This is a genomic window from Citrobacter youngae (assembly GCF_003818115.1).
Classification (GTDB): domain Bacteria; phylum Pseudomonadota; class Gammaproteobacteria; order Enterobacterales; family Enterobacteriaceae; genus Citrobacter; species Citrobacter youngae.
Map to the genome: position 1 here is coordinate 50,616 of NZ_RPOI01000015.1, position 25,829 is coordinate 76,444.

Annotated in this window: 21 protein-coding genes; 10 read left to right on the plus strand and 11 right to left on the minus strand. The window is 53.2% G+C overall.

The annotated features are described in order from the left end of the window. Positions 1 to 13: 13 nt before the first annotated feature. From fbpC to EHN13_RS12425, 6 genes are all read right to left on the minus strand, one after another. A complete protein-coding gene (gene fbpC, locus EHN13_RS12400; RefSeq protein WP_124021478.1) occupies positions 14 to 1,060 on the minus strand; it encodes a ferric ABC transporter ATP-binding protein in 1,047 nt (348 codons plus the stop codon). An 11-nt stretch (positions 1,061 to 1,071) separates the two neighbouring features. Beyond that, positions 1,072 to 3,150, minus strand: a complete 2,079-nt coding sequence (locus EHN13_RS12405) for an ABC transporter permease (RefSeq protein WP_124021479.1) — start codon at positions 3,148 to 3,150, stop codon at positions 1,072 to 1,074. A 69-nt stretch (positions 3,151 to 3,219) separates the two neighbouring features. Continuing rightward, positions 3,220 to 4,251 (minus strand): ABC transporter substrate-binding protein, encoded by a 1,032-nt coding sequence (locus EHN13_RS12410; RefSeq protein ID WP_101742682.1) that lies wholly within the window; start codon positions 4,249 to 4,251, stop codon positions 3,220 to 3,222. Beyond that, a complete protein-coding gene (gene uhpC / locus EHN13_RS12415; protein WP_124021480.1) occupies positions 4,248 to 5,540 on the minus strand; it encodes an MFS transporter family glucose-6-phosphate receptor UhpC in 1,293 nt (430 codons plus the stop codon). Before uhpC ends, EHN13_RS12410 begins: the two co-directional genes overlap by 4 nt. A gap of 84 nt (positions 5,541 to 5,624) precedes the next feature. Next, complete coding sequence (locus tag EHN13_RS12420; protein WP_124021481.1) at positions 5,625 to 7,166, minus strand: MASE1 domain-containing sensor histidine kinase; 1,542 nt, start codon at positions 7,164 to 7,166, stop codon at positions 5,625 to 5,627. Further along, the gene (locus tag EHN13_RS12425) at positions 7,166 to 7,795 is read right to left on the minus strand and encodes a response regulator transcription factor (protein WP_005125019.1); all 630 of its coding nucleotides are present in this window, start codon (positions 7,793 to 7,795) and stop codon (positions 7,166 to 7,168) included. Before EHN13_RS12425 ends, EHN13_RS12420 begins: the two co-directional genes overlap by 1 nt. A gap of 329 nt (positions 7,796 to 8,124) precedes the next feature. Between EHN13_RS12425 and tauA the strand changes: the two genes are divergently transcribed. Genes tauA through tauD form a run of 4 tightly spaced genes read left to right on the plus strand, consistent with a single transcriptional unit; the run spans position 8,125 to position 11,542 of the window. Beyond that, entirely contained in the window at positions 8,125 to 9,087 is a 963-nt protein-coding gene (gene tauA, locus EHN13_RS12430; RefSeq protein ID WP_101742679.1) for a taurine ABC transporter substrate-binding protein, read from the plus strand. A 12-nt stretch (positions 9,088 to 9,099) separates the two neighbouring features. Next, on the plus strand, positions 9,100 to 9,867 hold the full coding sequence (gene tauB / locus EHN13_RS12435; RefSeq protein ID WP_101742672.1) for a taurine ABC transporter ATP-binding subunit: 768 nt from the start codon (positions 9,100 to 9,102) through the stop codon (positions 9,865 to 9,867). Then, the gene (gene tauC / locus EHN13_RS12440; RefSeq protein WP_101742663.1) at positions 9,864 to 10,694 is read left to right on the plus strand and encodes a taurine ABC transporter permease TauC; all 831 of its coding nucleotides are present in this window, start codon (positions 9,864 to 9,866) and stop codon (positions 10,692 to 10,694) included. The genes tauB and tauC overlap by 4 nt, the downstream gene beginning before the upstream one ends. Continuing rightward, entirely contained in the window at positions 10,691 to 11,542 is an 852-nt protein-coding gene (gene tauD / locus EHN13_RS12445) for a taurine dioxygenase (RefSeq protein ID WP_124021482.1), read from the plus strand. The genes tauC and tauD overlap by 4 nt, the downstream gene beginning before the upstream one ends. An 86-nt stretch (positions 11,543 to 11,628) precedes the next feature. Here the strand turns inward: tauD and olsF are convergent, their stop codons facing one another. After that, positions 11,629 to 13,335, minus strand: coding sequence for a bifunctional ornithine lipid synthase OlsF (olsF, locus tag EHN13_RS12450; RefSeq protein WP_101742661.1), 1,707 nt, complete (start codon positions 13,333 to 13,335; stop codon positions 11,629 to 11,631). A gap of 112 nt (positions 13,336 to 13,447) precedes the next feature. Continuing rightward, positions 13,448 to 14,422, minus strand: a complete 975-nt coding sequence (hemB, locus tag EHN13_RS12455) for a porphobilinogen synthase (protein ID WP_101742660.1) — start codon at positions 14,420 to 14,422, stop codon at positions 13,448 to 13,450. A gap of 489 nt (positions 14,423 to 14,911) precedes the next feature. On the opposite strand from hemB, the gene EHN13_RS12460 reads away from it, so the two are divergent. Both EHN13_RS12460 and iprA read left to right on the plus strand, forming a co-directional pair. Continuing rightward, a complete protein-coding gene (locus EHN13_RS12460; RefSeq protein ID WP_101742659.1) occupies positions 14,912 to 17,794 on the plus strand; it encodes an autotransporter outer membrane beta-barrel domain-containing protein in 2,883 nt (960 codons plus the stop codon). A gap of 87 nt (positions 17,795 to 17,881) precedes the next feature. Beyond that, positions 17,882 to 18,505, plus strand: a complete 624-nt coding sequence (gene iprA / locus EHN13_RS12465) for a hydrogen peroxide resistance inhibitor IprA (RefSeq protein ID WP_048212470.1) — start codon at positions 17,882 to 17,884, stop codon at positions 18,503 to 18,505. 1 nt (position 18,506) lies between these two features. Here iprA and ampH read toward each other — a convergent pair whose 3' ends face one another. Then, entirely contained in the window at positions 18,507 to 19,664 is a 1,158-nt protein-coding gene (gene ampH / locus EHN13_RS12470; RefSeq protein WP_101741824.1) for a D-alanyl-D-alanine-carboxypeptidase/endopeptidase AmpH, read from the minus strand. Between the two features lie 381 nt (positions 19,665 to 20,045). On the opposite strand from ampH, the gene sbmA reads away from it, so the two are divergent. Together sbmA and EHN13_RS12480 are read left to right on the plus strand one after the other, a co-directional pair. After that, positions 20,046 to 21,266 carry a peptide antibiotic transporter SbmA gene (gene sbmA / locus EHN13_RS12475; protein WP_040232769.1) on the plus strand — a complete coding sequence of 407 codons (1,221 nt, stop codon included), beginning with the start codon at positions 20,046 to 20,048 and terminating at the stop codon, positions 21,264 to 21,266. Between the two features lie 14 nt (positions 21,267 to 21,280). Next, positions 21,281 to 22,384 (plus strand): DUF1615 domain-containing protein, encoded by a 1,104-nt coding sequence (locus tag EHN13_RS12480; protein WP_048212468.1) that lies wholly within the window; start codon positions 21,281 to 21,283, stop codon positions 22,382 to 22,384. Here EHN13_RS12480 and EHN13_RS12485 read toward each other — a convergent pair. Next, positions 22,369 to 22,692 (minus strand): YaiY family protein, encoded by a 324-nt coding sequence (locus EHN13_RS12485; protein WP_124021483.1) that lies wholly within the window; start codon positions 22,690 to 22,692, stop codon positions 22,369 to 22,371. The two genes, EHN13_RS12480 and EHN13_RS12485, sit on opposite strands and share 16 nt — an antisense overlap. 263 nt (positions 22,693 to 22,955) lie before the next feature. Here EHN13_RS12485 and EHN13_RS12490 point away from each other — a divergent pair, with 263 nt between their 5' ends. Beyond that, a complete protein-coding gene (locus tag EHN13_RS12490) occupies positions 22,956 to 23,177 on the plus strand; it encodes a DUF2754 domain-containing protein (RefSeq protein WP_005120949.1) in 222 nt (73 codons plus the stop codon). A 22-nt stretch (positions 23,178 to 23,199) separates the two neighbouring features. Here the strand turns inward: EHN13_RS12490 and ddlA are convergent, their stop codons facing one another. Continuing rightward, the gene (ddlA, locus tag EHN13_RS12495; protein WP_048212466.1) at positions 23,200 to 24,294 is read right to left on the minus strand and encodes a D-alanine--D-alanine ligase; all 1,095 of its coding nucleotides are present in this window, start codon (positions 24,292 to 24,294) and stop codon (positions 23,200 to 23,202) included. Positions 24,295 to 24,595: 301 nt separating this feature from the next. On the opposite strand from ddlA, the gene EHN13_RS12500 reads away from it, so the two are divergent. After that, positions 24,596 to 25,792 carry a multidrug efflux MFS transporter gene (locus tag EHN13_RS12500; protein WP_048212465.1) on the plus strand — a complete coding sequence of 399 codons (1,197 nt, stop codon included), beginning with the start codon at positions 24,596 to 24,598 and terminating at the stop codon, positions 25,790 to 25,792. Positions 25,793 to 25,829 lie beyond the last annotated feature (37 nt).

Sequence of the window (25,829 nt, forward strand, 5' to 3'; positions counted from 1 at the left end):
ATGCCACAAAACGTTATGCCGCATCCGCCAGAACAAACATGCCGTACGGATGGATTTCGAGATAATACTGCTCGCCGACGTCCGGCTGTAAACGCGTAGCGTTGACCTGCAATAAGATCTCCTGCCCGTGCCATTCCACCGTGACTTCATACTGGGGGCCCATATAGGCCACGTGGCGGATCACGCAGCGCTGACTCTCTTCGCCGCGATCGCTGAGCGTGATCGCTTCCGGGCGCACGCCGACCATACCTTCGCCTTGCGTACCAAAGTGCAGCGGGCGCGGCAGGTGATAGCCATAGATATCAACGTATTGGTCACTGAAGGTGGCCGGGAACAGGTTGGCATCACCCATAAAGCTTGCCATAAAGCGCGAGGCGGGCTGGCGATAGAGATCCTGCGGTGAACCGATCTGCATGATGTGCCCCTTGTTCATCACCAGCACGGTATCAGAAACCGCAAAGGCTTCGCTCTGATCGTGGGTGACGTACAGTGAGGTGATATCAAACTGCTTTTGCAGTTCGCGGATCTTGTCGCGCATGCTGCGACGCAGGTTGGCGTCGAGGTTACTTAATGGCTCATCAAACAGCAGCACTTTCGGTTTGAGGATCAACGCGCGGGCCAGCGCCACGCGCTGTTGCTGACCGCCGGATATCTGATCGACAAAGCGGTCTTCGAATCCTTCCAGATCCACCATCGCCAGCGCCTCTTTGACGCGAGCTTTCACCTCTGCGCGCGACACGCCGAGCATCTTCAGGCCATAACCAACGTTCTCTCCCAGCGACATATGCGGGAACAGGGCATAAGACTGAAACACCATACAGATATCACGTTGCTGAATAGAGCGATGAGTGACGTCTTCGTCATCAATGAAAATCTGCCCTTCGCTCGGTTTTTCCAGCCCGGCGACCAGGCGCAAAATGGTGGTTTTGCCACAACCGGACGGGCCGAGCAGGGTTACCATTTGCCCCTGCGGGATGGTGAGGTTGATATTGTCGATTACCGTATTACTGCCAAATCGTTTGGTGACGTTGCGCAGTTCAACGAAATTTTTCTGAGTCATAGTGCGCTCCATTACGCCTGGTTTTTGGCTTTTGAACGGGAGGTACGTGATTCACCGATCAGCCAGTCAAAGATGAAAATAATCGCCAGCATCACCACGATCAGAATGGAACCGTAGGCAATCGCCACACCGTATTCGCCATCTTCCACGCGGTTCAGGATGTAGGCCGTCGCTACACGGGTATCCGGCGTGACGAGGAACACAATGGCGCTGACGGTGGTAATGGCGCGCACAAAGCTGTAAATCAGCGCCGAAAGGATCGCCGGGCGCAGCAGCGGCAGCAGGATATGCGTAATGGTACGCAGCGAACCGGCGCGCAGGCTGAGCGAGGCTTCATCCAGTGATTTATCGATCTGGCCTAAGCCCGCAATACCCGCCCGAATACCGACCGGGACGTTACGCATTACCATCGAGATAATGACAATCGCCGCCGTACCAGTGAGGTACACCGGGGCGCTGTTAAAGGCCAGAATGTACGATACGCCCGCGACGGTGCCTGGAACGGCAAAGCACAGCATGGTGGTGAACTCGATGGTCTTCTTGCCCTTAAACTGTTGGCGCACCACTACCCAGGCGATCAGCAGGCCGAAGATGGCGGTGATCGGCGCGGCAATCCCGGCGTAGAGCAGGGTGTCGAGCAGTGAAGGCCATGCGCCGTCGCTCATCCCCTGACCGAACAGTTTGGTAAAGTTCGCTAACGTCAGGGTGTAGTCCACGCCCCAGTTAACGGTGAAACTGCCGTAGAAAATGCTGCCGTACAACAGGGCGTTAAAGGCAATCCACACCGCCAGCAGCGCGACCACGCTCCACACCAGCGTCACCGGCAGTGGCTGCACGTCGCCCCGGTAGGATTTACCGGAAACGGTGACGTATGAGCGTTTACCAATCCACATATATTGCACGCAGAACACCAGCAGCGAGAACAGCAGCAGGAACGCACCCAGCGTACTGGCGGCCTGATAGTCGAGCTGCGAACCGGTGATGTAGAAGTAGATTTGCGTTGCCAGCACGTCGAAGTTACCGCCGAGCACCAGTGGGTTACTAAAGTCAGCCAGCGACTGCACAACCACAATCAAAAAGGCGTTCGCCAGCGCGGGTTTCAGCAGCGGGACAAACACGCCGTTAAAGGTCTGCCAGCGGCTGGCACGCAGGGTGTATGACGCTTCTTCCAGCGACGGATGAATGGTTTTGATTGCTCCGTCGAGGATCATAAACGCCATCGGAGTGAAGGCCAACACCTGCGCCAGCCAGATGCCGGTAAAACCGTACAGCCAGTTGGTGTTGGTTAAGCCAAACCATTCGACCATAAATTCGGTGATGTAGCCGGAGCGCCCCATCATTAGCGTGACGCCTAAACCCACGACAAACGGCGGGGTGACGATTGGCAGAATCGAGAAAATTCGTCCGATAATAGCGCTGCGTCTGGCGATACGGGTGGTATAGATAGCCAGTACCAGACCAAAGAAGGTACAGCCGACGCCGACGGCAATCGACAGCATAATCGAGTTGAGGATCACCTGAATGATATGTGCCTGCGACAGCACATTCATAAACGCCAGCGGGGCAAATTCCCCGGCGTCGTTGGTGAACATCGGAATGAAAATGGCGATGCTCGGCCAGACGATAAAAATACCGATCAAGGCGACAATCGCGGTGAGCGAGCCGATGACGAAGCGGTCGCCGCCCAGCCATTCCAGACGGGTGAGCGCCAGGGTCATGATCGCGCCAAGTGCCACAAACAGCACAATGGTGGCATAGCCTAAGCCGCGCCCCTCAAGAGTCGCGCTGGCGACGATAAACGCCATACAGAAAAAAGCCCAGCCCGCATCAAGATAATGGCGGCCGCGCTGTTCGCGCCTGGCTTCATGGAATGGACGCACCAGCAGCAGGCTCGGCAGCAGATACCATAACCAACTGATATTGAACTGTGACCAGCCGTAGGCGGCGAGTATTTCCTCGCCAGTCGACTCCAGCAGACCGTAATCCAGGCTCCAGCTTGGTAACAGGGCAAACGCCAGCCAGCCAAGCAAAACCCAAAGAAATATCGCATCCCGTTTTTTCACGGGATGGAGTGTAAGTGTGTGTGACATAGCGGTTCCGGTATTCCAGGCCGGATGCGGTATTTACGCCGCACCCGGAAAATGATCGCCGATGTAGGTTTATTTACCCATCTTCACTTCGCTGACCCACTTATTGATCAACGCTTTACGCACGTCGGTCGAGCCGTACTTATCCATGTCGTAATTGATAAGCTTCAGATCGTCGAGCTTCAGCGAGTTAGGAGACGTCTCGGCGGTGGTGTTGGTCAGGATCTGATAGGACTTCCCTTTCTTCCACGCCAGTTCCTGCGCATCTTTTGACAGTACCCAGTCAACGAACAGTTTGGCGTTATCGAGGTTGCGCGCGCCTTTCAGAATGCTGACGCCGCCGATCTCATAGCCGGTACCTTCGCACGGTGAAATCAGCTCCAGCGGTGCGCCCTGTTCTTTTTCCAGCGAGTAGTCGTGCAGGAAGCCAATGCCAATCGCCGTTTCGCCACGAGCGGCGTTACGCGCTGGGGCAATGCCTGATTTAGTGTATTGAGAGACGTTGGCGTTGAGCTGTTTCAGGTAGTCAAAGGCCTGATCTTCACCCCACAACTGGGCAAAAGTCGCCAGCGCGGTATAGGCGGTACCGGAGCTTTGCGGGTCAGCAATCTGGATTTCACCTTTGTATTCCGGTTTGGTCAGATCCTTCCAGCATTTTGGCACCGGCAGGTTTTTCTCTTTCAGGCGCTGGGTATTGACGCCAAAGCCCAGAATACCGACGTAAACCGCCGAGGAGAGATTGCCTTTCACCTTCGCGGGATCGCGGAATTTCTCCATGATCTGTTCGAGATTGGATGATTTATACGGCTGCAGCAGGCCCATTTCACCGGCCTGGGACTGCGGATCCAACGTACCGCCGTACCAGACATCCGCCTGCGGATTTTTCTTCTCGGCATCCACTTTCGCCAGCGTACTGCCCGAGCCGTTGCGAATGAATGAGGTTTTCACATCATATTTTTCACCGAAGGCTTTGGTTTCGGTTTCGCACATCTCGTTAGTGGCGCTGCAATACACCACCAGGCGGCCCTGCGCCTGAGCTGCATTGCTGAAGGCCGCCAGCGTCAGAGCGGAGGCAATCAGGGTAGAGGTAAGCGTCAGTTTCATTGTTTTATCCTTTGACTGAGAGAAGGGGTAATGCCTGCAATGAGCAGTGGCATCAGCAATAAACCCATAAAGACAGCGGCGACCGAGAGCAAACTGAACATTCCCGACCAGCCGTAGTGTTCTATGACCAGCGACAGCGGCCAACCCGCCAGCGCGGCCCCCAGATAGGCGAACAGCCCGAGAAAACCGGTAATTGAACCTGCCGCCGCTTTGTGTCCGCACTCCACCGCTGCGAGGCCAATCAGCATCTGCGGGCCAAACACAAAAAAGCCCACGGTAAAGAAACAGACAGCCAGTAGCGCGTAGTGGTGCACCGGCGCCAGCCATAGCGCGGCGACGGAGACCATCAGTCCCAGCGTGAACAGCAAAATCATCGGCGCACGCTGACCGCTGAACAGCAGATCCGATCCCCATCCGGCAAACAGCGCACCGAGCAAGCCGCCGACCTCAAACAGCATCACCGTGGCATTGGCGCTGAGCAAATTCACGCCGTGGCTTTCTGTCAGCCAGATATTGCCCCAGTCGTTGAGCGCAATGCGGATTAAATAAACCAGTACATACGACACGCCAAGCAGCCAGATCATCGGGTTTTTCAGCATGGTGGTGCGCAACATTTGCCACAGTCCCATCGGCGGGCTTTGCTGCTCCTGACGCAGCTCCAGCGGATCATGCCGCCATTCCCCAACCGTCGGTAATCCCTCTTCCCGGGGCGTGCCTTTCAGTTGCAGGGTGAGCCAGATACCTAACGCCATGCTGATAATCCCCGGTGCCAGCATCGCTGCCTGCCAGCCCCACCAGTGGGCGGCAAAGGCGCTAATCAGTGGGATAACGGCGCCACCGATATTGATCGACATATTCCAGCAGCCCCACCAGAATCCACGTTCGTTGCGCGAGTACCAGTGGGTCAGCAGGCGAGCGCAGGGCGGCCAGCCCCAGCCCTGAAAAAATCCGTTCAGCGTCCAGACCACCAGCAGTAGCGTCAGCGATTCACCAAAGGCGAACAGCACATTCAAAACACCGGTGGCGAAAAGGCCAATGCCCATAAATGCGCGTTGTCCGTGGCTGTCGTGCCACAGTCCGGCGGTAAATTTCGACAGACCATAGGTCAGGTAAAACAGCGATCCCAACAGACCGATATCACTTTTATCCAGTCCCAGATCCATTTGCAGTGCCGGGAGCACGTAGTTAACGCTTTTGCGCGTTAGGTAAAACGCCGCGTACCCGATGACCATGCACATCAGCAGCTGTGGACGCAGCGTCCGGTATTGTTGGTTGATGTCGGTACGCATAGCCGTCTCCGTTTTGCTGACTATAAGAAAGTGAAATCGAAAGGGGATGAGAGAAAGTCCAGAGTGGCTAAGACTTTTTCCTGGTTAGCGGCTGATTTGTTGCAAATTTGTGGGCAGGTTAACAATTACCCGCGTGCCGCTGTTCGATTCGAGCGTCAGCTCGCCGCCGAGCGCGCTGACCCGCTCACGCATTCCCTGGATACCGAAACCGGGAATTTTTTCCGGTAGAATGCCCACGCCGTTGTCCGTGACTTCCAGCAACAGGCAGTGATCCCGTTGGCGCAGCGCAATCGACACTTCGCTGGCGTCGGCATGTTTACAGACGTTATTGAGTAACTCCTGCAACAGACGGTACAGCGTAAAGCGCACCGTTTCATTTTCAGGCGTATTTGCCAGTCGGTAATCAAACCGGCAGTGAATACCACGTTCGGCAAAGGCAAATTCATTCACCAGATGGTGCAGCGCATCTTTAAAAGACAGCTCGTCAAGCGCGGGTGGGCGTAGCTGGCGCAGTAGCTGGCGGGTCGAGTGGTGGATACGCCGGGCAAGATCGTTGATCTGATTTGCCGCGTCGAGCGTTTGCTCAGGACCCTGCGAACGTTTAACCAGTTGAGACTGAATTTGAATGGCGGTGATGTTCTGACCAATTTCATCATGCAGTTCCCTAGCCAGGTTTTTGCGCGTGTTTTCTTCCGTGCGGATCAGTTGTTCGGTCAGCGCGCGTCGCGCCGCCAGTTCGCTTTCCAGACGCTGGCGATAATGGTGCAGGTTTTGCGCCAGATGCTGCTGGCGGCTGATGGCGATCCCCAGCCCTATGCCGAGCAGCGCCTGGGTGGCGAGGAAAATCTCCAGCTCCAGTAAATTACTGAACCCGACGCCGATTTGCCGGGCGATGGTGATCATCATACTGCCGAGCAATCCGGACAACACGCCGCCCTGCCAGCCAAATTTCCACGCCATCACCACGTTCGGTAAGAACACCACGATCAGCAGCAGGCGCTCGATCTCCGGCGACAGCACCATCTGGGTGCCGATGCCAATAATAAAAAACAGGCTGCACCAGATGATAAGTGAGGTGCGCAGCGGGGGATTGGTGGTATCCAATCCGAGCAAATGATAGCGGTGCTGCTGGCGCAGAAATTCATAGATCAGATAGACAAACGGGGTGAGCAGCACGCCGCCGGTAAACGATGCCAGCCCAATCAACATCGCCGGGCTTTGGATAAACGGTGAAAGCAGGGCGGTATTGAGCAATGAAGTGATCGTCACCGCGGCCAGCAGCAGCGTTAAGCGCTGCCAGTAAAGCGGGAAGCGGTGCCAGTATGACTGACCGATACTGGCCGGTATCAGGCTTATCAGCGGTGCGGCCAGCAGAAGATAACCGTTGAGTAACTGTTCGTTGTGCAGCCAGAACAGGATCAATACCGGCGGCAATACCAGCGCGGGCCAGTAGCGGCGAGACAGCAGGATCAATAGCGCGAGATACACGCCATGCGGCAGAAATAATGCCGCCTGCTGACCATTGTGGGTCAGGTAAAAACCTAACGTCCACAGCATTAGCCAGCCCGAACCCCAGGCCAGCAGAATAAACAGAGAAATAACCCAATGACGAAGGTTACGCGACATTAATGCCCCGTCAGCAACTGGTGGTCGAGGGCAAAATGCACCAGATCGATGGTGCTGTGGCATTGCAGCTTGCCCAGTACATTCGCGCGGTGGACGTGGACCGTTTTATGGCTGAGGTCGAGCTTGAAGGCGATCTCTTTTACGCTGTCGCCTTTGACCAACAGCTCAAACACTTCGCGCTCGCGTGGGGTCAGTACTTCCAGTACCTGTGCGGGCTGTTCGCCGCCGCGTAGCGCCCGCAGCGCATCGGCGCACAGGTAATGCCCGCCCATACCGACCGATCGTACTGCCTGCACCAGTTCCTCTGGTCCGCAGCGTTTGGTCAGGTAGCCACTGGCCCCGGCATCCAGCGCGCTTTGTACAAACGTCGGCGCGTCATAAATACTGAGAATAATGGCGCGAAAGCCGGGTTTTTGCGCCCGCAGACGTTTTAGCAGACTCAGACCATTTTCATCCGGCATGGCGATATCCATGACTGCAACATTGACGTCCTCGCGCAGTAATGCCGGCCAGGCCTCTGCCGCGCTGCTGTACTGGCCGATAACGGCGAGATCCTCTTCGAGACCGAGTAATTGCGCAAAACCGGAACGCACCACCACATGGTCGTCCACCAGCACAACATGAATCATGATATTGCTCTTTTGCCTGACAAGAATATCTATGATGCCTGCCAGCGCCACGCTGGCAATCATCCAGACGCAGTTATGTAACGAATGTAACAAAATTGCAATAATTTGCCGGGTGTTGTAGGCCGGATAAGGCGCTTGCGCCGCCATCCGGCAACAGTGCCTGATGGCGCTGCGCTTATCAGGCCTACGTTCTGTAATGAGCGAAATTGCTAACCATTGCCGCTTTTTTTCTAAAAACGCTTTGTTCTTAGCCAGAATTTTTAATTCCTTTATCAAATTGTGCCGCAACGAAATACTGCCTCCATAACAAGACAGGAGAGCAGACAATCATGGCTATTTCATCGCGTAACGCACTTCTCGGTGCACTGGCATTCATCGCATTTCAGGCCCAGGCGGTGAACGTCACCGTCGCCTATCAGACCTCCGCTGAACCGGCCAAAGTGGCGCAGGCGGATAACACCTTTGCTAAAGAGAGCGGGGCCACCGTTGACTGGCGCAAATTCGACAGCGGCGCGAGCATCGTGCGTGCGCTGGCTTCCGGCGATGTGCAGATTGGCAATCTCGGCTCCAGCCCGCTGGCGGTCGCTGTCAGTCAGCAGGTGCCGATTGAGGTTTTCCTGCTGGCATCAAAACTTGGCAATTCTGAAGCGCTGGTGGTGAAGAAAAATATCAGTAAACCGCAAGATTTAGTGGGTAAACGCGTTGCGGTGCCGTTTATCTCCACTACCCATTACAGCCTGTTGGCGGCGCTAAAACACTGGGGCATCAAGCCCGGTCAGGTGGAGATTGTGAACCTGCAGCCGCCGGCGATTATTGCCGCATGGCAGCGCGGGGATATTGACGGCGCGTACGTCTGGGCTCCTGCGGTCAATGCACTGGAAAAAGACGGCAAGGTGTTAACCGACTCATCGCAGGTTGGCGAGTGGGGCGCACCGACGCTGGACGTGTGGGTGGTGCGCAAAGATTTTGCCGAGAAGCATCCTGAGGTGGTGAAAGCCTTTGCCAAAAGCGCGATTGATGCGCAGCAACCTTATATCGCTAATCCCGATGAGTGGCTGAAGCAGCCGGAGAATATCAGCAAATTGTCGCGTTTAAGCGGCGTGCCGGAAGCGGATGTGCCGGGACTGGTGAAAGGTAACACTTACCTGACGCCGCAACAGCAGACTGCCGAACTGACCGGACCGGTGAACAAAGCGATTATCGACACCGCGCAGTTCCTCAAAGAGCAGGGCAAAGTCCCCGCCGTCGCGACAGATTACAGCCAGTACGTTACCGATCGCTTCGTGCAATAAAAGGAGGCGCTGATGCTGCAAATCTCTCACCTCGCAGCCAGCTACGGTGGAAAACCGGTGCTGGATGATATCAACCTGACGCTTGATAGCGGCGAACTGCTGGTGGTACTCGGGCCTTCCGGCTGCGGCAAAACCACGCTGCTAAATCTGATTGCCGGGTTTGTGCCGTATCAGCACGGCAGCATTACGCTGTCAGGTAAGAAGGTGGAAGGTCCGGGCGCGGAACGCGGGGTGGTATTCCAGAACGAAGGTCTGCTGCCCTGGCGTAACGTGCAGGATAATGTGGCCTTTGGTCTGCAACTGGCAGGGGTAGAGAAAGTGCAGCGTCAGCGTATCGCCCAGGAGATGTTGCAGAAAGTAGGGTTGGACGGTGCAGGAAAACGTTTTATCTGGCAGCTTTCTGGCGGCCAGCGCCAGCGTGTTGGTATTGCCCGGGCGCTGGCGGCCAATCCACAGCTCCTGCTGCTCGATGAACCGTTTGGTGCGCTCGACGCGTTTACCCGCGAGCAGATGCAAACTCTGCTGCTGAAGTTGTGGCATGAGACGGGTAAACAGGTGCTGTTGATTACGCACGATATTGAAGAAGCGGTGTTTATGGCGACAGAGCTGGTATTGCTGTCGCCAGGCCCGGGCCGGGTACTGGAGCGTCTGCCGCTGAATTTCGCCCGGCGCTTTGTGGCTGGAGAGTCGAGTCGCAGCATTAAGTCCGATCCGAAGTTTATCGCCATGCGCGAATACGTGCTAAGTCGCGTCTTTGCGCAACGGGAGGTATTTTCATGAGCGTGGTGATTAATGATAAACCCCGTCGCCAGCGCGCGCTCAACTGGCGCTGGCCGTTCTCGCGGCAGATTACCTTAAGCCTTGGTACGCTGGCCGTCATTCTGGCGGTGTGGTGGACGGTGGCAGCGTTGCAACTAATCAGCCCGCTGTTTTTGCCGCCGCCAGGGCAGGTTTTGCAAAAACTGCTCGTTATTGCCGGGCCACAGGGATTTATGGATGCCACGCTGTGGCAACATTTGGCAGCGAGCCTGGCGCGAATTGTTATCGCCCTGCTGGCCGCCGTGCTGCTGGGCGTCCCGGTTGGGATCGCGATGGGTCTGAGCCCGACGATGCGCGGCATTCTCGATCCGATCATTGAATTATACCGTCCGGTTCCGCCACTGGCCTATTTACCGCTGATGGTGATCTGGTTTGGTATTGGTGAAACCTCCAAGATCTTGCTGATCTACCTGGCGATTTTCGCGCCTGTTGCGATGTCGGCGCTGGCCGGTGTCCGCAGCGCGCAGCAGGTAAGAGTACGCGCCGCACAATCACTAGGGGCCAGCCGTGCGCAGGTGTTGTGGTTTGTTATTTTACCCGGTGCATTGCCGGAAATACTCACCGGGCTGCGCATCGGGCTGGGTGTCGGCTGGTCAACGCTGGTGGCCGCAGAGCTGATTGCCGCCACGCGAGGTTTGGGTTTTATGGTCCAGTCCGCCGGTGAATTTCTGGCAACGGATGTGGTGCTGGCGGGGATCGCGGTAATTGCCGTTATCGCCTTTATTTTAGAACTGGGTCTGCGCGCGCTTCAACGTCGTCTGACGCCCTGGCATGGAGAAGTACAATGAGTGAACGTCTGAGCATTACCCCGCTGGGGCCGTATATTGGCGCACAAATCACCGGTGCGGATTTGGCGCGCCCGCTGAGCGATAACCAGTTTGAGCAGCTTTATCACGCCGTACTGCGTCACCAGGTGGTGTTTCTGCGTGAGCAGGTGATTACGCCGCAACAGCAGCGTGCGCTGGCGCTGCGTTTTGGCGATCTGCATATTCACCCGGTCTATCCGCATGCCGAAGGAGTAGAAGAAATTATCGTGCTGGATACCCATAACGATAATCCGCCGGATAACGACAACTGGCACACCGATGTCACCTTTATCGACACGCCGCCTGCCGGGGCGATTTTAGCGGCGAAAGAGCTGCCATCAACCGGGGGCGACACCCTGTGGACCAGCGGGATTGCCGCTTATGAAGCGCTCTCTGAGCCGTTTCGTCAGTTGCTGAGCGGCCTGCGGGCAGAGCATGATTTCCGTAAATCATTTCAGGAGTACAAATACCGTAAGACGGAAGAAGAGCACCAGCGCTGGCTGGACGCGGTGGCCAAACATCCCCCGTTACTGCATCCGGTGGTGCGCACGCATCCGGTAAGCGGTAAACAGGCGCTGTTTGTGAACGAGGGATTTACCACGCGGATTGTGGATGTCACGGAGAAAGAGAGCGAAGCGCTACTCGGGTTCCTGTTTGCGCATGTCACTAAACCAGAGTTTCAGGTGCGCTGGCGCTGGCAGCCTGATGATGTGGCGATTTGGGATAACCGCGTGACGCAACATTACGCCAATGCGGATTATCTGCCGCAGCGGCGCATTATGCATCGGGCCACGATTTTAGGGGATAAGCCGTTCTATCGTGCGTCGTGAGTTCCTGACCGGTGCCGATTGTGGGCCGGATAAGCGTAGCGCCATCCGACACCGTGCCGGATGGCGGCGTAAACACCTTATCCGGTCTACAAACCTAAATGCGGTCCGATATACCGCTGGTAGCGATTTGCCTTCAGATACGTTAAATCCACCAGTACCAGACCATCCACGCAGTTGTTAAAGTCCGGGTCGCTGCCAAAGTCGATAAACTGTACGCCACCTGGCTCGCACACTTCGGAATATTGCTTGTAGAGTGGTGGAATACCACAACCAAGGTTGCCGAGCAGCGACTTCAGCCGCGTCAGGTCTTCACTGTAATTTTCCCCGCCAAACTGCGCCAGTGCGTCGGGTAACGAGGCCGGGTACGGTCGGCGTGACTCCGCCAGCGGATGTGTTGCCGGAAACCACAGGCGATAAAAGGCAACCAGCAAATCGCGGGCCGAAGGCGGTAGCCCACCAGAAATAGAAACCGGGCCAAACAGGTAGCGATAGTGTGGATGGCGCGCCAGATACGCGCCGATACCGGACCACAGATAGTCCAGGCCGCGGCGTCCCCAGTAGCGTGGCTGAATAAAGCTGCGCCCCAGCTCAATGCCGTGCTGGAGGATATCGTCCATCCGTTCGTCGTAATGAAACAGGCTATAGCTGTAAATGCCGTCCAGCCCGCGCTTTTCCATCTGTAGGGCGGTCGGCATAAAGCGGTAGGCACCGACGATCTCCAAATCGTCTTCATCCCACAGGATCAGATGCAGGTAGTCATCGTCGTAACTGTCGATGTCGCGGCGTTTGCCGCTACCTTCGCCTACCGCGCGGAAGGCGATTTCCCGCAGACGGCCCAGCTCACGTAGCAACGGAACCTCTTCCTGACTATTACGCTGCCATAGATAGATAACCTTACCGTCTGCTGTACGCCCCAGGCACTCGGCCTGGTGTAGCTCGCGCTTGAGCAGGGCACGGGGTTCCGGGCGAGCGATCGCGCTTTCGGTTTTAAAGACGCCCGGCCGTCCTTTTCCCAGTAGCTGAACGTGTCGGTAGCACTTGTCTGTCATTTCTCGCGGCGTAGTTTGCGGGTTGCACCATGTCGTCCACGCAATTTGCTCGCCAAAGGTCACCGGCAGGTTGCTGTTCCGGCGGCGAAACATCTGCTGCATTAACAACAGCATCGGCAGGTTTTGCGATACCAGTGCGCTGGCATAAAACAGCGTACTGTTGCGTGCCTCAATCCACGCAGGTAAGAGCGGTGCACGGTATTTGGCGGCGAGCTTAATAAAGCCGGAGTGCCATTTTTTATCGTGAATGCCGCGCCGGGTTATGCGCGAAACTTCACCGGCCGGGAAGAAGATCAGCACACCGCCGTTTTGCAACTGTCGATCCATCAGCTGTAGCGCTGCTTTAGCGGTGCGGCCATTGATATTATCCACCGGAATAAACAGCGAACTGAGCGGTTCGAGATGAGTGAGCATGCGGTTGGTGACGACTTTAACATCGCGGCGAACGCGAGAAACGGCGTACAGCAGGGCCAGGCCGTCGAGTGTGCCGGTAGGGTGGTTGGCGATGATAACCAGCGGCCCTTGTTCGGGAATTTGTTCCAGACTACGGACCGGAATTTGACAGTGAATGTTGAGATGCTCCAGCACCTGTTCGACGGTATCTAACCCTTTCAGATGGCGGTGACGAGCGGCAAACTGTTGGAATTCCTCTTCATGTAACAGTTTTCTCAGCACTTTTTTTTGCCACGGGGCGGGCCTCGCCTCTGGCCACAGGTCGTCGATGACATTGTCGAGACTAAACATAGCGGCTCCTCCTCTGTCCTTTTGTGACAGTAGAAGGGCGATGTGTCGGTTAGATGGCGGTTTTGTGACGTTTTATGATAAAACGCCCCGCAGTGCGGGGCGTTGAAAGGAATTAACGCAGGATTTTTTTCTCAGCCAGATCGAGTGCGAAGTAGCTGAAAATCAGATCCGCGCCAGCGCGCTTGATCGAGCCTAAGCTTTCCAGCACCACTTTATCTTCATCTACAGCACCCGCCATCGCCGCGAATTTGATCATCGCGTATTCACCGCTGACCTGATAAGCGCCAATCGGCAGATCGGTGCGCTCGCGGATATCACGCAGAATATCGAGGTATGCGCCAGCCGGTTTGACCATCAGGCAGTCTGCGCCCTGGGCTTCATCCAGCAGCGATTCGCGAATCGCTTCCCGACGGTTCATCGGGTTCATCTGATAGGTTTTACGATCGCCTTTCAGCGCGGTGCCTGCGGCTTCACGGAACGGGCCGTAGAAAGAAGAAGCAAATTTGGTGGAGTAGGACATGATCGCCGTATCGGTGAAGCCCGCGGCGTCCAGCGCCTGGCGAATCGCCTGCACCTGGCCGTCCATCGCGGCGGAAGGCGCGATGAAGTCAGCACCCGCTGCGGCAGCAACCACCGCCTGCTTGCCAAGATTGGCCAGGGTTAAATCGTTATCCACGCCGTGCTCGCATAATACGCCGCAGTGACCGTGCGAGGTGTATTCACAGAAGCAGGTATCGGACATGACAATCATTTCCGGCACGGTCTGCTTACAGATACGCGACATGCGCGCCACCAGACCGTCTTCTTTCCATGCATCGCTGCCGGTGTCATCGGTGTGGTGGGAAATACCGAAGGTCATGACTGAGCGGATGCCTGCATTAGCAATGCGTTCAATTTCGCGTGCCAGATGCTTCTCTGGAATGCGCATCACGCCAGGCATGGCCTCGATGGCTTTGTAATCGTCGAGTTCTTCTTCAACAAAGATCGGCAACACCAGGTCATTTAAGCTCAGTGTTGTCTCTTCAAACATAGCGCGCAGCGCAGGTGATTTGCGCAGGCGGCGAGGGCGTTGGATTAGGTCTGTCATGGTATGCCTGATGTTTGTGAAATCGAAGGCCGTAGTATACCCGAACCTGAGGGCGGGTGGTTTACGAAAGTTGGCTTTATATTTGGATTTCCCGTGGCGAAAGGCTGAATCATTAGAGCAATTTATTTATATTCATTATTTTGTTTGTTTTTGTTTTTATTATTTTAAATGTTGATGGATTTATTTGTTTATCACGTAACATAACTCTCGCCTATTTATTTTTTATTTGTTTGAGTATTGGGTGGATTATTTGATAATTATATGCGTTAGATGTTGTGTGTTTTATATCTTGTTGAAAATATTTGTGTTTTTGTTTTATTGTTAAGACCTGGTTAATTCATGATGTTGTCCGATTTCGGACAGTGAGCAAAGAATAATTGAACCTTTCCGTTGTGAAACAGCATAATCGGCCCTGCGAAACATAAAATGTTTTCTTTGCATTGATAATTGATGGATCAACTATATTACGTCCCTGAGGAGGGATGACAAATGCACACTTGGAAAAAGAAACTCGTAGTCTCACAATTAGCATTAGCCTGCACTCTGGCAATCACTTCTCAGGCAAATGCTTCTACTTATGATACCTTTGGCTATGTAGATACCACCGAATCAATTTACAGTGATTCTGATTATCTGACATATGGCGGTTATGTTTATAACACGTCTGCCACTGACAGCGGCTATTATGACACCGTTTTCTCCGGTGACACCGTGAATGGCGTAATTTCTACCTATTACCTGAACTATGATGATTATGTAGCAGGTACCGCAAATACTGTGAGTCTTAATAACTCCACAGTGCATGGTATGATTACGTCAAAGCAGGTTCCTGGTTTCGGCGATGCTGCCACAGCGCACGACTGGATTGATGGTGATATCTTTACTCTGAATATTAATCACTCAAATATTGATGATGACTATGAAGGTTTTTATTTCACTGACACCTATCTGGATGCTGACGGCAAAACCGTCAAGTCAGACAACTACGAATACTCCGTTGCTAACTTGGGTACTGCAGTAACGTTGGACGTTGAAAGCAACATTAATATCAGCAACAACTCTCGCGTTGCGGGTATTACCCTGGAGCAGAACGACACCACGAATATTGCGTATACAACTGGCGCGACTCAGTGGGATAACAATATCACCGTTAATGACTCTACTGTAACTTCTGGTTCCTGGAATGAAGAAGAACAGCAGGGCGGTCATTTCGGTAACTCCGTTGAACCAAGTGATTACGGCAGCACAACTGGCATTTATACTCACAGCAATGACAACGCCTTAGAGTTTGATGATGGTGTTTCCGATTACCGTATGGTAAACAACGTTACTTTCAACAACTCGCAGTTGATGGGTGATGTTTATTTCAGCAGTACATGGAATGTCGATTTTGATCCTGATGGCCATCCGACCACTACTGACTCCAATATCTATACCCATGGTGGTTGGGCAGATGATGATCAGAACGTCGATCACCTGACGCTGACGCTGAATAATTCCAAATGGGTGGGTGGTGCATGGATCGACTACGAGCAAATTAGCCCATATTCCTTCTATGACGTAGCAGCGAATAGCTTGGATCCAGATGCAACACATTATGATAATTGGGGCCGTGTAGACAGTGCTGCATCGTTCCAGAGTGGTGTGTTTGATGTCGTTCTGAACAACGGTTCAGAGTGGGATGTTGCGAAAGAGTCTCGTATCGATACCCTAACGGCAGATAACTCCAAGGTTGATGTTGCTAATGGTGTTGCACTGACCTCTGACACTATCGCGCTGAACAATGCTTCTGCACTGAACATTGGCGAAGATGGTCAAGTTAGTACCGATCATTTAACTATCAATAGCTTCAGTACCGTAACTTTAGCTGATGATGTCGCCAGTGATTGGAGCAATAATGCACTGAATGCCAATACTATTACCGTGACTAACGGTGGTGTGCTGGATGTGCAGACCAGCAATACTGATGCTGCGAGCGTATTTACTACTGATACTCTGGAGCTGACCAGCGGCAACTATGTTGATAATGGCAACCGTGTTGTTTCTGGTGTCTTCGATATTAATAGTAATGACTATATCCTGAATGCCGACCTGGTGAACGATCGTACCTGGGATACCACTCAGGCTAACTATGGTTACGGTACTATCGCAATGAACTCTGACGGTCACCTGACCGTTAACGGTAACGGCGATATTAACAACGTTGATACCACGACCACTAACCAGAGCGGTGAAGCGGATAACAGCTCTGTTGACAACGTTGCGGCTGCAACCGGTAACTATAAAGTGCGTATCGACAACGCGACCGGCGCTGGCTCTGTTGCTGATTACAAAGGCAAAGAGCTGATCTACGTTAACGATGTGAATACCACTGCAACCTTCTCTGCAGCTAACAAAGCTGACTTGGGTGCTTACACCTATCAGGCACAGCAGCAGGGTAACACCGTTGTTCTGCAGCAGATGGAGCTGACCGACTACGCGAACATGGCGCTGAGCATCCCGTCTGCTAACACCAATATCTGGAACCTGGAACAAGACACCGTTGGTACTCGTCTGACTAACGCACGTCATGGTCTGGTTGATAACGGTGGCGCATGGGTAAGCTACTTCGGTGGTAGCTTCGATGCGGATAACGGCACCATCAACTACGATCAGGATGTTAACGGCATCATGGTCGGTGTTGATTCAAAAATTGATGGTAACAACGCCAAGTGGATTGTCGGTGCAGCAGCAGGCTTCGCGAAAGGTGATATGAGCGACCGTACCGGTCAGGTGGATCAGGACAGCCAGACTGCCTACATCTACTCTTCTGCTCACTTTGCCAACAACATCTTTGTTGACGGTAACTTAAGCTACTCCCACTTCAATAACGATCTGTCTGCTAACATGAGCAACGGTCAGTATGTCGATGGCAGCACCTCTGCTGATGCCTGGGGCTTTGGCTTGAAACTGGGTTATGACCTGAAACTGGGTGATGCTGGCTACGTAACGCCTTACGGTAGCGTATCCGGTCTGTTCCAGTCTGGTGATGACTATAAGCTGAGTAACGACATGAAAGTTGATGGTCAGTCTTATGACAGCATGCGTTATGAACTGGGTGTAGATGCAGGTTATACCTTCGCCTACAGCGACGACCAGGCGCTGACCCCGTACTTCAAACTGGCCTACGTTTACGACGATTCTAATAACGATGCTGACGTAAACGGTGACTCTATCGACAACGGCGTAGAAGGTTCTGCGGTACGTGTTGGACTGGGTACTCAGTTCAGCTTTACCAAAAATTTCAGTGCGTACACCGATGCTAACTACCTCGGCGGAGGTGATGTCGATCAAGACTGGTCTGCAAATGTAGGTGTTAAATATACCTGGTAAGAGCCTTTTTGCAGAGAAAATAAGGTAACTTACTCGTAATAATGCCCGTCACGGATTTGACGGGCATTTACTGCAAGGAGTGCGCACATGCTATCTACAAATAAACCGCTGGTGGAATTTGGGATGTTGGATAAATGTTTGTCTAAGTATGGCGAACATTTCGAATGTGATAGTAAAAAACAAATTATATATTCCCATGATATAGATGGTGATGACACTTTTATTATTTTAAGTGGTGTTGTTTCCCTGCGTAGAGGGGAAAACGTGCTGGTCGGGATTGCACAGGCGCCTTTTATTATGGGCCTTTCTGATGGCGTGATGAAAACAGATGTACAATACAGATTAATGACCGAAAGTAATTGTACGGGATATCATCTTCCTGCCTCACAAACAATTAATATCATTGAACAATACCAGCTTTGGCGGGAAGCTTTTTGCTGGCTGGCATGGCAAAACGCCATGCTCGAATTGCGCGATCTGCAGTTGATCGGTAACAACTCCTACGATCAGATTCGCGCGACGTTGATCTCCATGACGAAATGGGACGAGGTTCTGCGTTCGCGTATCGGCGTCATGAACTATATTCACCAACGTACACGAATTTCACGCTCAGTTGTCGCTGAGGTTCTCGCAGCATTGCGTAAAGGTGGATATATTGAAATGAATAAAGGCAAACTGGTGAGTATTAACCGTTTGCCTTTTGAGTATTGAATCAGGAGGCGGGGATCACTTGCGGTTTGTTGCCGCTCAGTTCGCTCACCAGATTGTTGATCCCGTCGCTCATATTGGTAAAGCGGGTCAGCGGGGAGCGGGTTACCACGACAAAGGCCCCGATGTTTTGCTGTGGGATCATCGCCATATAAGTAATGAAGCCACCGCCGCCACCGGTTTTTTGAATAATTCCTGGACGCCCATTCTTCGGCGCCATATAGACCCAGCCCAAACCTAGCGCATCGGCTCTGCCCGGAACATCCATCCCTATCACTTTGGTTAACTGCGTACGCTGATAAATCAGCGTCTGCATCCGGTCGGCCTGCTGGCTACGATGATAAAAATCAGAGGAGAGATACTGTTGCATCCAGCGCATCATATCGCCGGGCGTAGAATAGACGCCGCCGCTGCCCATGGCCGCCAGCGTATTGTTACACGGGCTGGCGCCTTTTTCCGCGACCATCAGGCGTGCGCACTGATCGGGGGACGGGGTAAAGGTGGTGTCTTTCATCCCGAGCGGTCGGGTGATTTTCTCTTCAAACAACTGCGGATAAGGTTTGCCGGACGCGGTTCCCAGCGCATCGGCCAGCAGGTCAAACGCCAGGTTCGAATAGGAAGCCTGCGAGCCAGGTGCGGCTTTTAGCGTTGCGGTAGAGAGATAGCTCCAGCGCTGTTCGCGAGTCGGCCAGACAAAGACCGGGCGTTTTGCCGCGCCGCCAGGCTGCTCGCGTGGCAGTGCGCTGGTGTGCGTCGCCAGATTCACCAGCGTGATAGGCGTTCCCTGATATGTCGGAACGCGTGCGCCTGGTGGTGCATATTTACTCAATGGATCGTTGAGTTTTACTGTGCCCTGATCGAGTAATTTTACTAACATTTCGCTGGTCATTAATTTGGTCAACGACGCGATGCGAATAACGGAATCCAACTGCGGGTGAACATTATTGCCGGGGCGCGTTTCACCAAAGCTACGAAACACGCGCTGATTACCATCAATCACCACAAGCGCCATCCCCGTAGCGCCGCTGCCGTAGAAAATATGATCGGCATACCGGTCGACGATGTCAGAGGCAAAGACGGGATCGGTTATAGGCTGTGCCGCCTGGACAGATGTCAATGACGCCGCACACAGCGCGGCAGAAAAAAGCAGACTACGTTTCAACGGTGGTGTCCATGAGTTAGAGGAAATAAAAGATGACGTGCGTATGCGTATTTATACTACTCGTTGGCATATTGCAAAGCGCTTATCAGCCAATGATAGTGGGAAAAACGTAACGATGAGTAAACGTGGGCTTTTCCCGGAGAGTGGATGTTCGCTTTTGTGATCTCACGCTGCAATAATCTGAACATGCCGGAGCGCTGTCGGTGTGAAAACCGCAGAAACAATTCTACAAAACCAGATAGCGAACTAAGTGCGCCGGTTCTGGTCACAATTGTCGGTTTCAGCTTGTGTTTATTGGGCGTAAGCCGTCTTGCCGCGGTAAACCACCGTGGCAAATGCACAGCAGTCGTCATAACGATAAGAAGTTAGCAGGAGAGCACTATGTTTAAGTCTTTTTTCCCAAAGCCGGGGCCGTTCTTTATTTCGGCATTTATTTGGGCACTGGTCGCTGTTGTATTTTGGCAGGCTGGTGGGGGAGCCTGGGTTGCACAGATTACCGGCGCATCGGGGGATGTACCGATTAGCGCGGCGCGATTCTGGTCACTGGATTATCTGATTTTTTATGCGTACTACATTCTGTGCGTTGGCGTGTTTGCGCTGTTCTGGTTTATCTACAGTCCGCACCGCTGGCAGTACTGGTCGATACTCGGTACCTCGTTGATTATCTTCGTCACCTGGTTTCTGGTTGAAGTCGGCGTCGCCGTCAATGCGTGGTATGCCCCGTTCTACGACCTGATTCAAACCGCACTCAGCACACCGCATAAGGTGAAAATTGAGCAGTTCTATCAGGAAGTGGGGATCTTTCTCGGGATTGCGCTGATAGCCGTCGTCATTGGCGTGATGAACAACTTCTTCGTCAGTCATTACGTCTTCCGCTGGCGTACCGCGATGAACGAACATTATATGGCGCACTGGCAGCATCTGCGTCATATCGAAGGTGCGGCGCAGCGTGTGCAGGAAGACACCATGCGTTTCGCTTCCACGCTGGAAGACATGGGCGTGAGTTTTATTAACGCGATTATGACGCTGATTGCCTTTTTGCCGGTACTGGTTACGCTTTCTGCGCATGTCCCGGATCTGCCGATTGTTGGACATATTCCTTACGGTCTGGTGATTGCTGCGATTGTCTGGTCGTTGATGGGGACCGGGCTGCTGGCCGTGGTGGGGATCAAACTGCCTGGGCTGGAGTTCAAAAATCAGCGGGTGGAAGCGGCGTACCGTAAAGAGCTGGTGTACGGTGAAGATGATGGTAATCGCGCGACGCCGCCGACGGTTCGCGAGCTGTTCCACGCGGTGCGTCAAAACTACTTTCGCCTCTATTTTCACTATATGTACTTCAATATCGCCCGTATCCTTTACCTGCAGGTTGATAACGTTTTCGGCTTGTTCCTGCTGTTTCCATCGATTGTTGCCGGTACGATTACGCTCGGTCTGATGACGCAAATCACCAACGTGTTTGGTCAGGTACGCGGCTCGTTCCAGTATTTGATTAATTCGTGGACAACGCTGGTTGAGCTGATGTCTATCTATAAGCGTCTGCGCAGCTTCGAACGTGAACTGGATGGTCAGGAAATTCAGGCTGTTACCCATACGCTTAGCTAACAAAAGGAGATGTTATGCCGACGGTTTCCCGTCTTTACCCCTGGTCTGGTCTGGCGGCGTTGGTGCTGGTGGGGTGTAGTAGCCAACCCGCGCAGCCATTAAAGAAAGGGGAGAAAGCTGTCGATGTGGCGAGCGTGGTGCGGCAAAAAATGCCTGCCAGTGTGAAAGACCGGGACGCGTGGGCGCAGGACCTGGCGAAAACGTTTGAAAGCCAGAAGCTGGCGCCGACGGTTGAAAATATCTGTTCGGTGCTGGCCGTGGCACAGCAGGAGTCCAACTATCAGGCCGATCCGGTTGTCCCGAATTTAAGCAAAATAGCCTGGAAAGAGATTGACCGTCGCGCCGAGCGTATGCATATCCCGGTGTTTTTGGTTCATACCGCACTGAAGATTAACTCGCCAAATGGGAAAAGCTACAGCGAGCGTCTGGATTCAGTGAAGACGGAAAAGCAGCTTAGCGCCATTTTTGATGATTTCATCAATATGGTGCCGATGGGACAGACGTTGTTTGGTTCGCTCAACCCGGTGCATACCGGGGGGCCGATGCAGGTTAGCATTGCGTTTGCCGAACAGCATACTTCCGGGTATCCGTGGAAAATGGAAGGAACGGTACGTCAGGAAGTCTTTACCCTGCGCGGCGGACTCTGGTTCGGCACGTATCACTTGCTGAATTACCCGGCGAACTATAGCGCGCCTGTCTTCCGTTTCGCGGATTTTAATGCGGGATGGTATGCCAGCCGTAATGCGGCGTTTCAGAATGCCGTCAGCAAAGCCAGTGGTGTGAAGCTGGCGCTGGATGGGGATTTGATTCTCTACAACAGCAAAGAACCGGGTAAAACGGAGTTGGCGGTACGCAAGCTTGCCGGGAAGCTGGGGATGAGTGAGAGCGATATCCATCGTCAGTTGCAAAAAGGCGACAGCCTGGCCTTCGAGGAGACTGCGCTGTACGAGAAGATGTATAAGCTGGCGGAAGCGAAGGCAGGAAAAACGTTACCACGGGAAATGCTGCCAGGTATTCAACTGGAAAGCCCGAAGATTACGCGTAATTTGACCACGGCATGGTTTGCTAAACGCGTGGACGATCGTCGGGCGAAGTGTATGGGTCAGTCATCGTTGTGATGACGATGGCGCCAGCGCACCGCCGCCGCGATGACGCCAAGGATAAGGCTGCCTGTGAGGAAGGGAATCAGTCCAAACAGGGTGCCGACGCCTAAGCCAATTTCAACGCGTGGGCGTCCGGTCTCTTGCATCTGTAGCTGCATCAGTTCTTCATAGATACCGGGCGCATGGGCTAACAGATTTAAAACCTGAGCCCCGGCCCAGAAGCAAAACAGCACAAAAACGGCATACGCAATGTTTCCGGGCAGAGAGGAGGTATCTCGATGCTTGCCCTTAAACAGGGATTTTGAGAGCGTAAAATCAGCCATAGGGACCTCCAGAGATATCCTGCGTTGTCGATGCCATACCAGTAACTGACAGTGAGTCTGACAGGTGATCGGGATTGTCAATATCAGAATGATGGTAATTTCAGGTAGAGATTATTCCTGGATTTTGGTTTTTTGTTGAACGTCACAAATATGTAACCTTAAGTTAAATTGATTCACATTTAAGAATTTCCGCACAGGACACAGACGCCCGCAGGGAAATGTGCGAGGATGCTGTTCAACGCTGAACTTCCACCGGAGCTGTTATGAACCTGCCTGTAAAAATTCGCCGCGACTGGCATTATTACGCGTTTGCCATTGGGCTGATCTTTATTCTGAATGGCGTGGTGGGATTATTGGGTTTTGAAGCGAAAGGATGGCAAACCTATGCGGTGGGGCTGGTTACGTGGGTGATTAGCTTTTGGCTAGCGGGACTTATTATTCGCCGCCGCGCCGATGAGGATGAAGATGTCAAGGATGCCCAATAGTTATCGGGCATCCTGTCTGCTTTTACATGCTGGTTTTCAGCGCGCTATCGGCAGCGTGGCGCTCCAGCGCCAGCTCGATCAGACGTGTGATCAGATCGGTATAGCTTAAGCCGCTGGCCTGCCACAGTTTGGGATACATACTGATGTTGGTAAAGCCCGGCAGCGTGTTGATCTCGTTGATCACCACGTCATTCTCTGCGGTCAGGAACACATCCACCCGCGCCATCCCGGCGCAACCCAGCGTCTGGTAAGCCTGAATAGCGATCTCACGGATCTTGTCGTTAATTTCTGGGGCAATCGCCGCCGGAACCACGACTTTGGCCCCGTTATCGTCAATATATTTGGTATCGTACGCGTAAAAATCACTGTTCAGCACGATCTCGCCACAGGTACTGGCCTGCGGATGATCGTTGCCCAGCACCGCGCATTCTATTTCGCGACCTTTGATCCCTTGCTCGACCACAACTTTATGATCGAATTCAAATGCCAGCGCGATGGCCTGGTTGTACTGTGCTTCACTGGTCACTTTACTGACGCCAACGGACGACCCCTGGTTGGCCGGTTTCACAAACAGCGGCAGGCCCAGGCGGGACTCGACCTCGGCAAAGCTGATGCTGTTGCGATTGGCGCGAGTTAGCGTAATAAATGGCGCGATGTTTAATCCGGCATCGCGCAGCAGACGTTTGGTGACGTCTTTATCCATGCAGGCTGCAGAGCCCAGCACATCTGAACCGACGAACGGTAAATTCGCCACGCGCAGCATGCCTTGCAGTGAACCATCTTCACCCAGCGTGCCGTGCACAATTGGGAAAATAACATCGACCGTTGGCAGCGGCTGACCATTTTGCGCATCGATCAACTGATGTTCTTGTTTACCCGGCACCTGCGCCAGACTGGTCGCGGAGGGACGCAGTGCAATATGTGCCGGATCGTTTGAATTGAGCAGATAGTTACTGGCATCGCTCACGTGCCACTGCCCTTGTTTATCAATACCTAACAGCACAACGTCAAAGCGAGTCTTGTCGATGGCATCGACAATATTTTTTGCCGATTGCAATGACACTTCATGTTCCGCTGATTTACCACCAAATACGATTCCTACCCGCAACTTTGCCATCTTAAAAACCCATTCCTTGAATGCAAAGCACATACATTACCACGACAAAACGCAGGATTCCTCGGCTTCTGGCAGATTGTTTTGGTGGATTCCCCGGGAATGAATACGCACAAACCCACAGGACATGTTAGAAGCATAATCCCCTGCATCTAATGTGGATTTGATGTGATGAATATCACAAATATGATGAGTGGGGAGATAAAATACTAAACTGTGAAACATCGCACCTCTGGACCCTCGTTTGAAGGCGTAATTTGTTAAGCTGCTCGCAGTTTTCAGCTACTTACCGTTATGAGTCCTTATGGAATCCTGGAGAGTTAACCTTATTTCCGTGTGGTTCGGTTGCTTTTTCACCGGACTGGCGATCAGCCAAATCCTGCCTTTTCTACCGCTCTATATCTCCCAACTGGGAGTAACCTCGCACGAAGCGCTCTCAATGTGGTCCGGGTTAACGTTTAGCGTCACGTTTCTTATTTCTGCCATTGTTTCACCGATGTGGGGCAGTTTAGCTGACCGTAAAGGGCGTAAGCTGATGCTGTTACGGGCCTCACTGGGTATGGCAATTGCCATTTTGCTGCAGGCATTTGCCACTAACGTCTGGCAGCTTTTTCTGCTGCGCGGGGTGATGGGGTTAACGTCGGGATACATTCCTAATGCGATGGCATTGGTGGCGTCGCAAGTCCCGCGCGAACGCAGTGGTTGGGCGTTGAGCACGCTCTCAACGGCGCAAATTAGTGGAGTGATTGGCGGGCCGCTGATGGGCGGTTTTATTGCCGACCATGTTGGTTTACGTGCGGTATTTTGTATTACCGCCGCGCTGTTGGTGGTGAGTTTTTTGGTCACACTGTTCTTAATTAAAGAGGGTGTCCGACCAGTGATTAAAAAAAGCGAGCGTTTAAGCGGGAAAGCTGTTTTTGCTTCGTTACCGTATCCCGCGCTGGTCATTAGCCTGTTTTTTACCACCATGGTGATTCAACTGTGTAACGGCTCAATTGGCCCCATTCTGGCGCTGTTTATCAAATCGATGGTGCCAGATAGCTCAAATATTGCCTTTCTCAGCGGCCTGATTGCCTCGGTACCGGGCATTTCTGCTCTGATTTCCGCGCCTCGACTTGGTAAATTAGGCGACCGTATTGGTACTGAGCGGATTTTAATGGCGACGTTAATATTCGCGGTAGTGCTGTTTTTCGCTATGTCGTGGGTTACCACGCCGTTGCAGTTGGGAGTTCTACGTTTTCTGCTTGGCTTTGCCGACGGTGCAATGCTGCCTGCGGTGCAAACGCTATTAGTGAAATACTCCAGCGAGCAGATTACCGGGCGCATCTTTGGGTATAACCAGTCGTTTATGTATCTTGGCAACGTCGCTGGACCCTTGATGGGGGCAACCGTATCGGCCATGGCGGGTTTCCGCTGGGTCTTTATCGCTACCGCGAGCATTGTGCTTATTAATATCTGGCAACTGGCTATCGCGTTGCGACGCCGGCGTCTCGCTCGCTGAATGGCGGATTAACAACGCGGGTTGCCAGCGTTGTTAA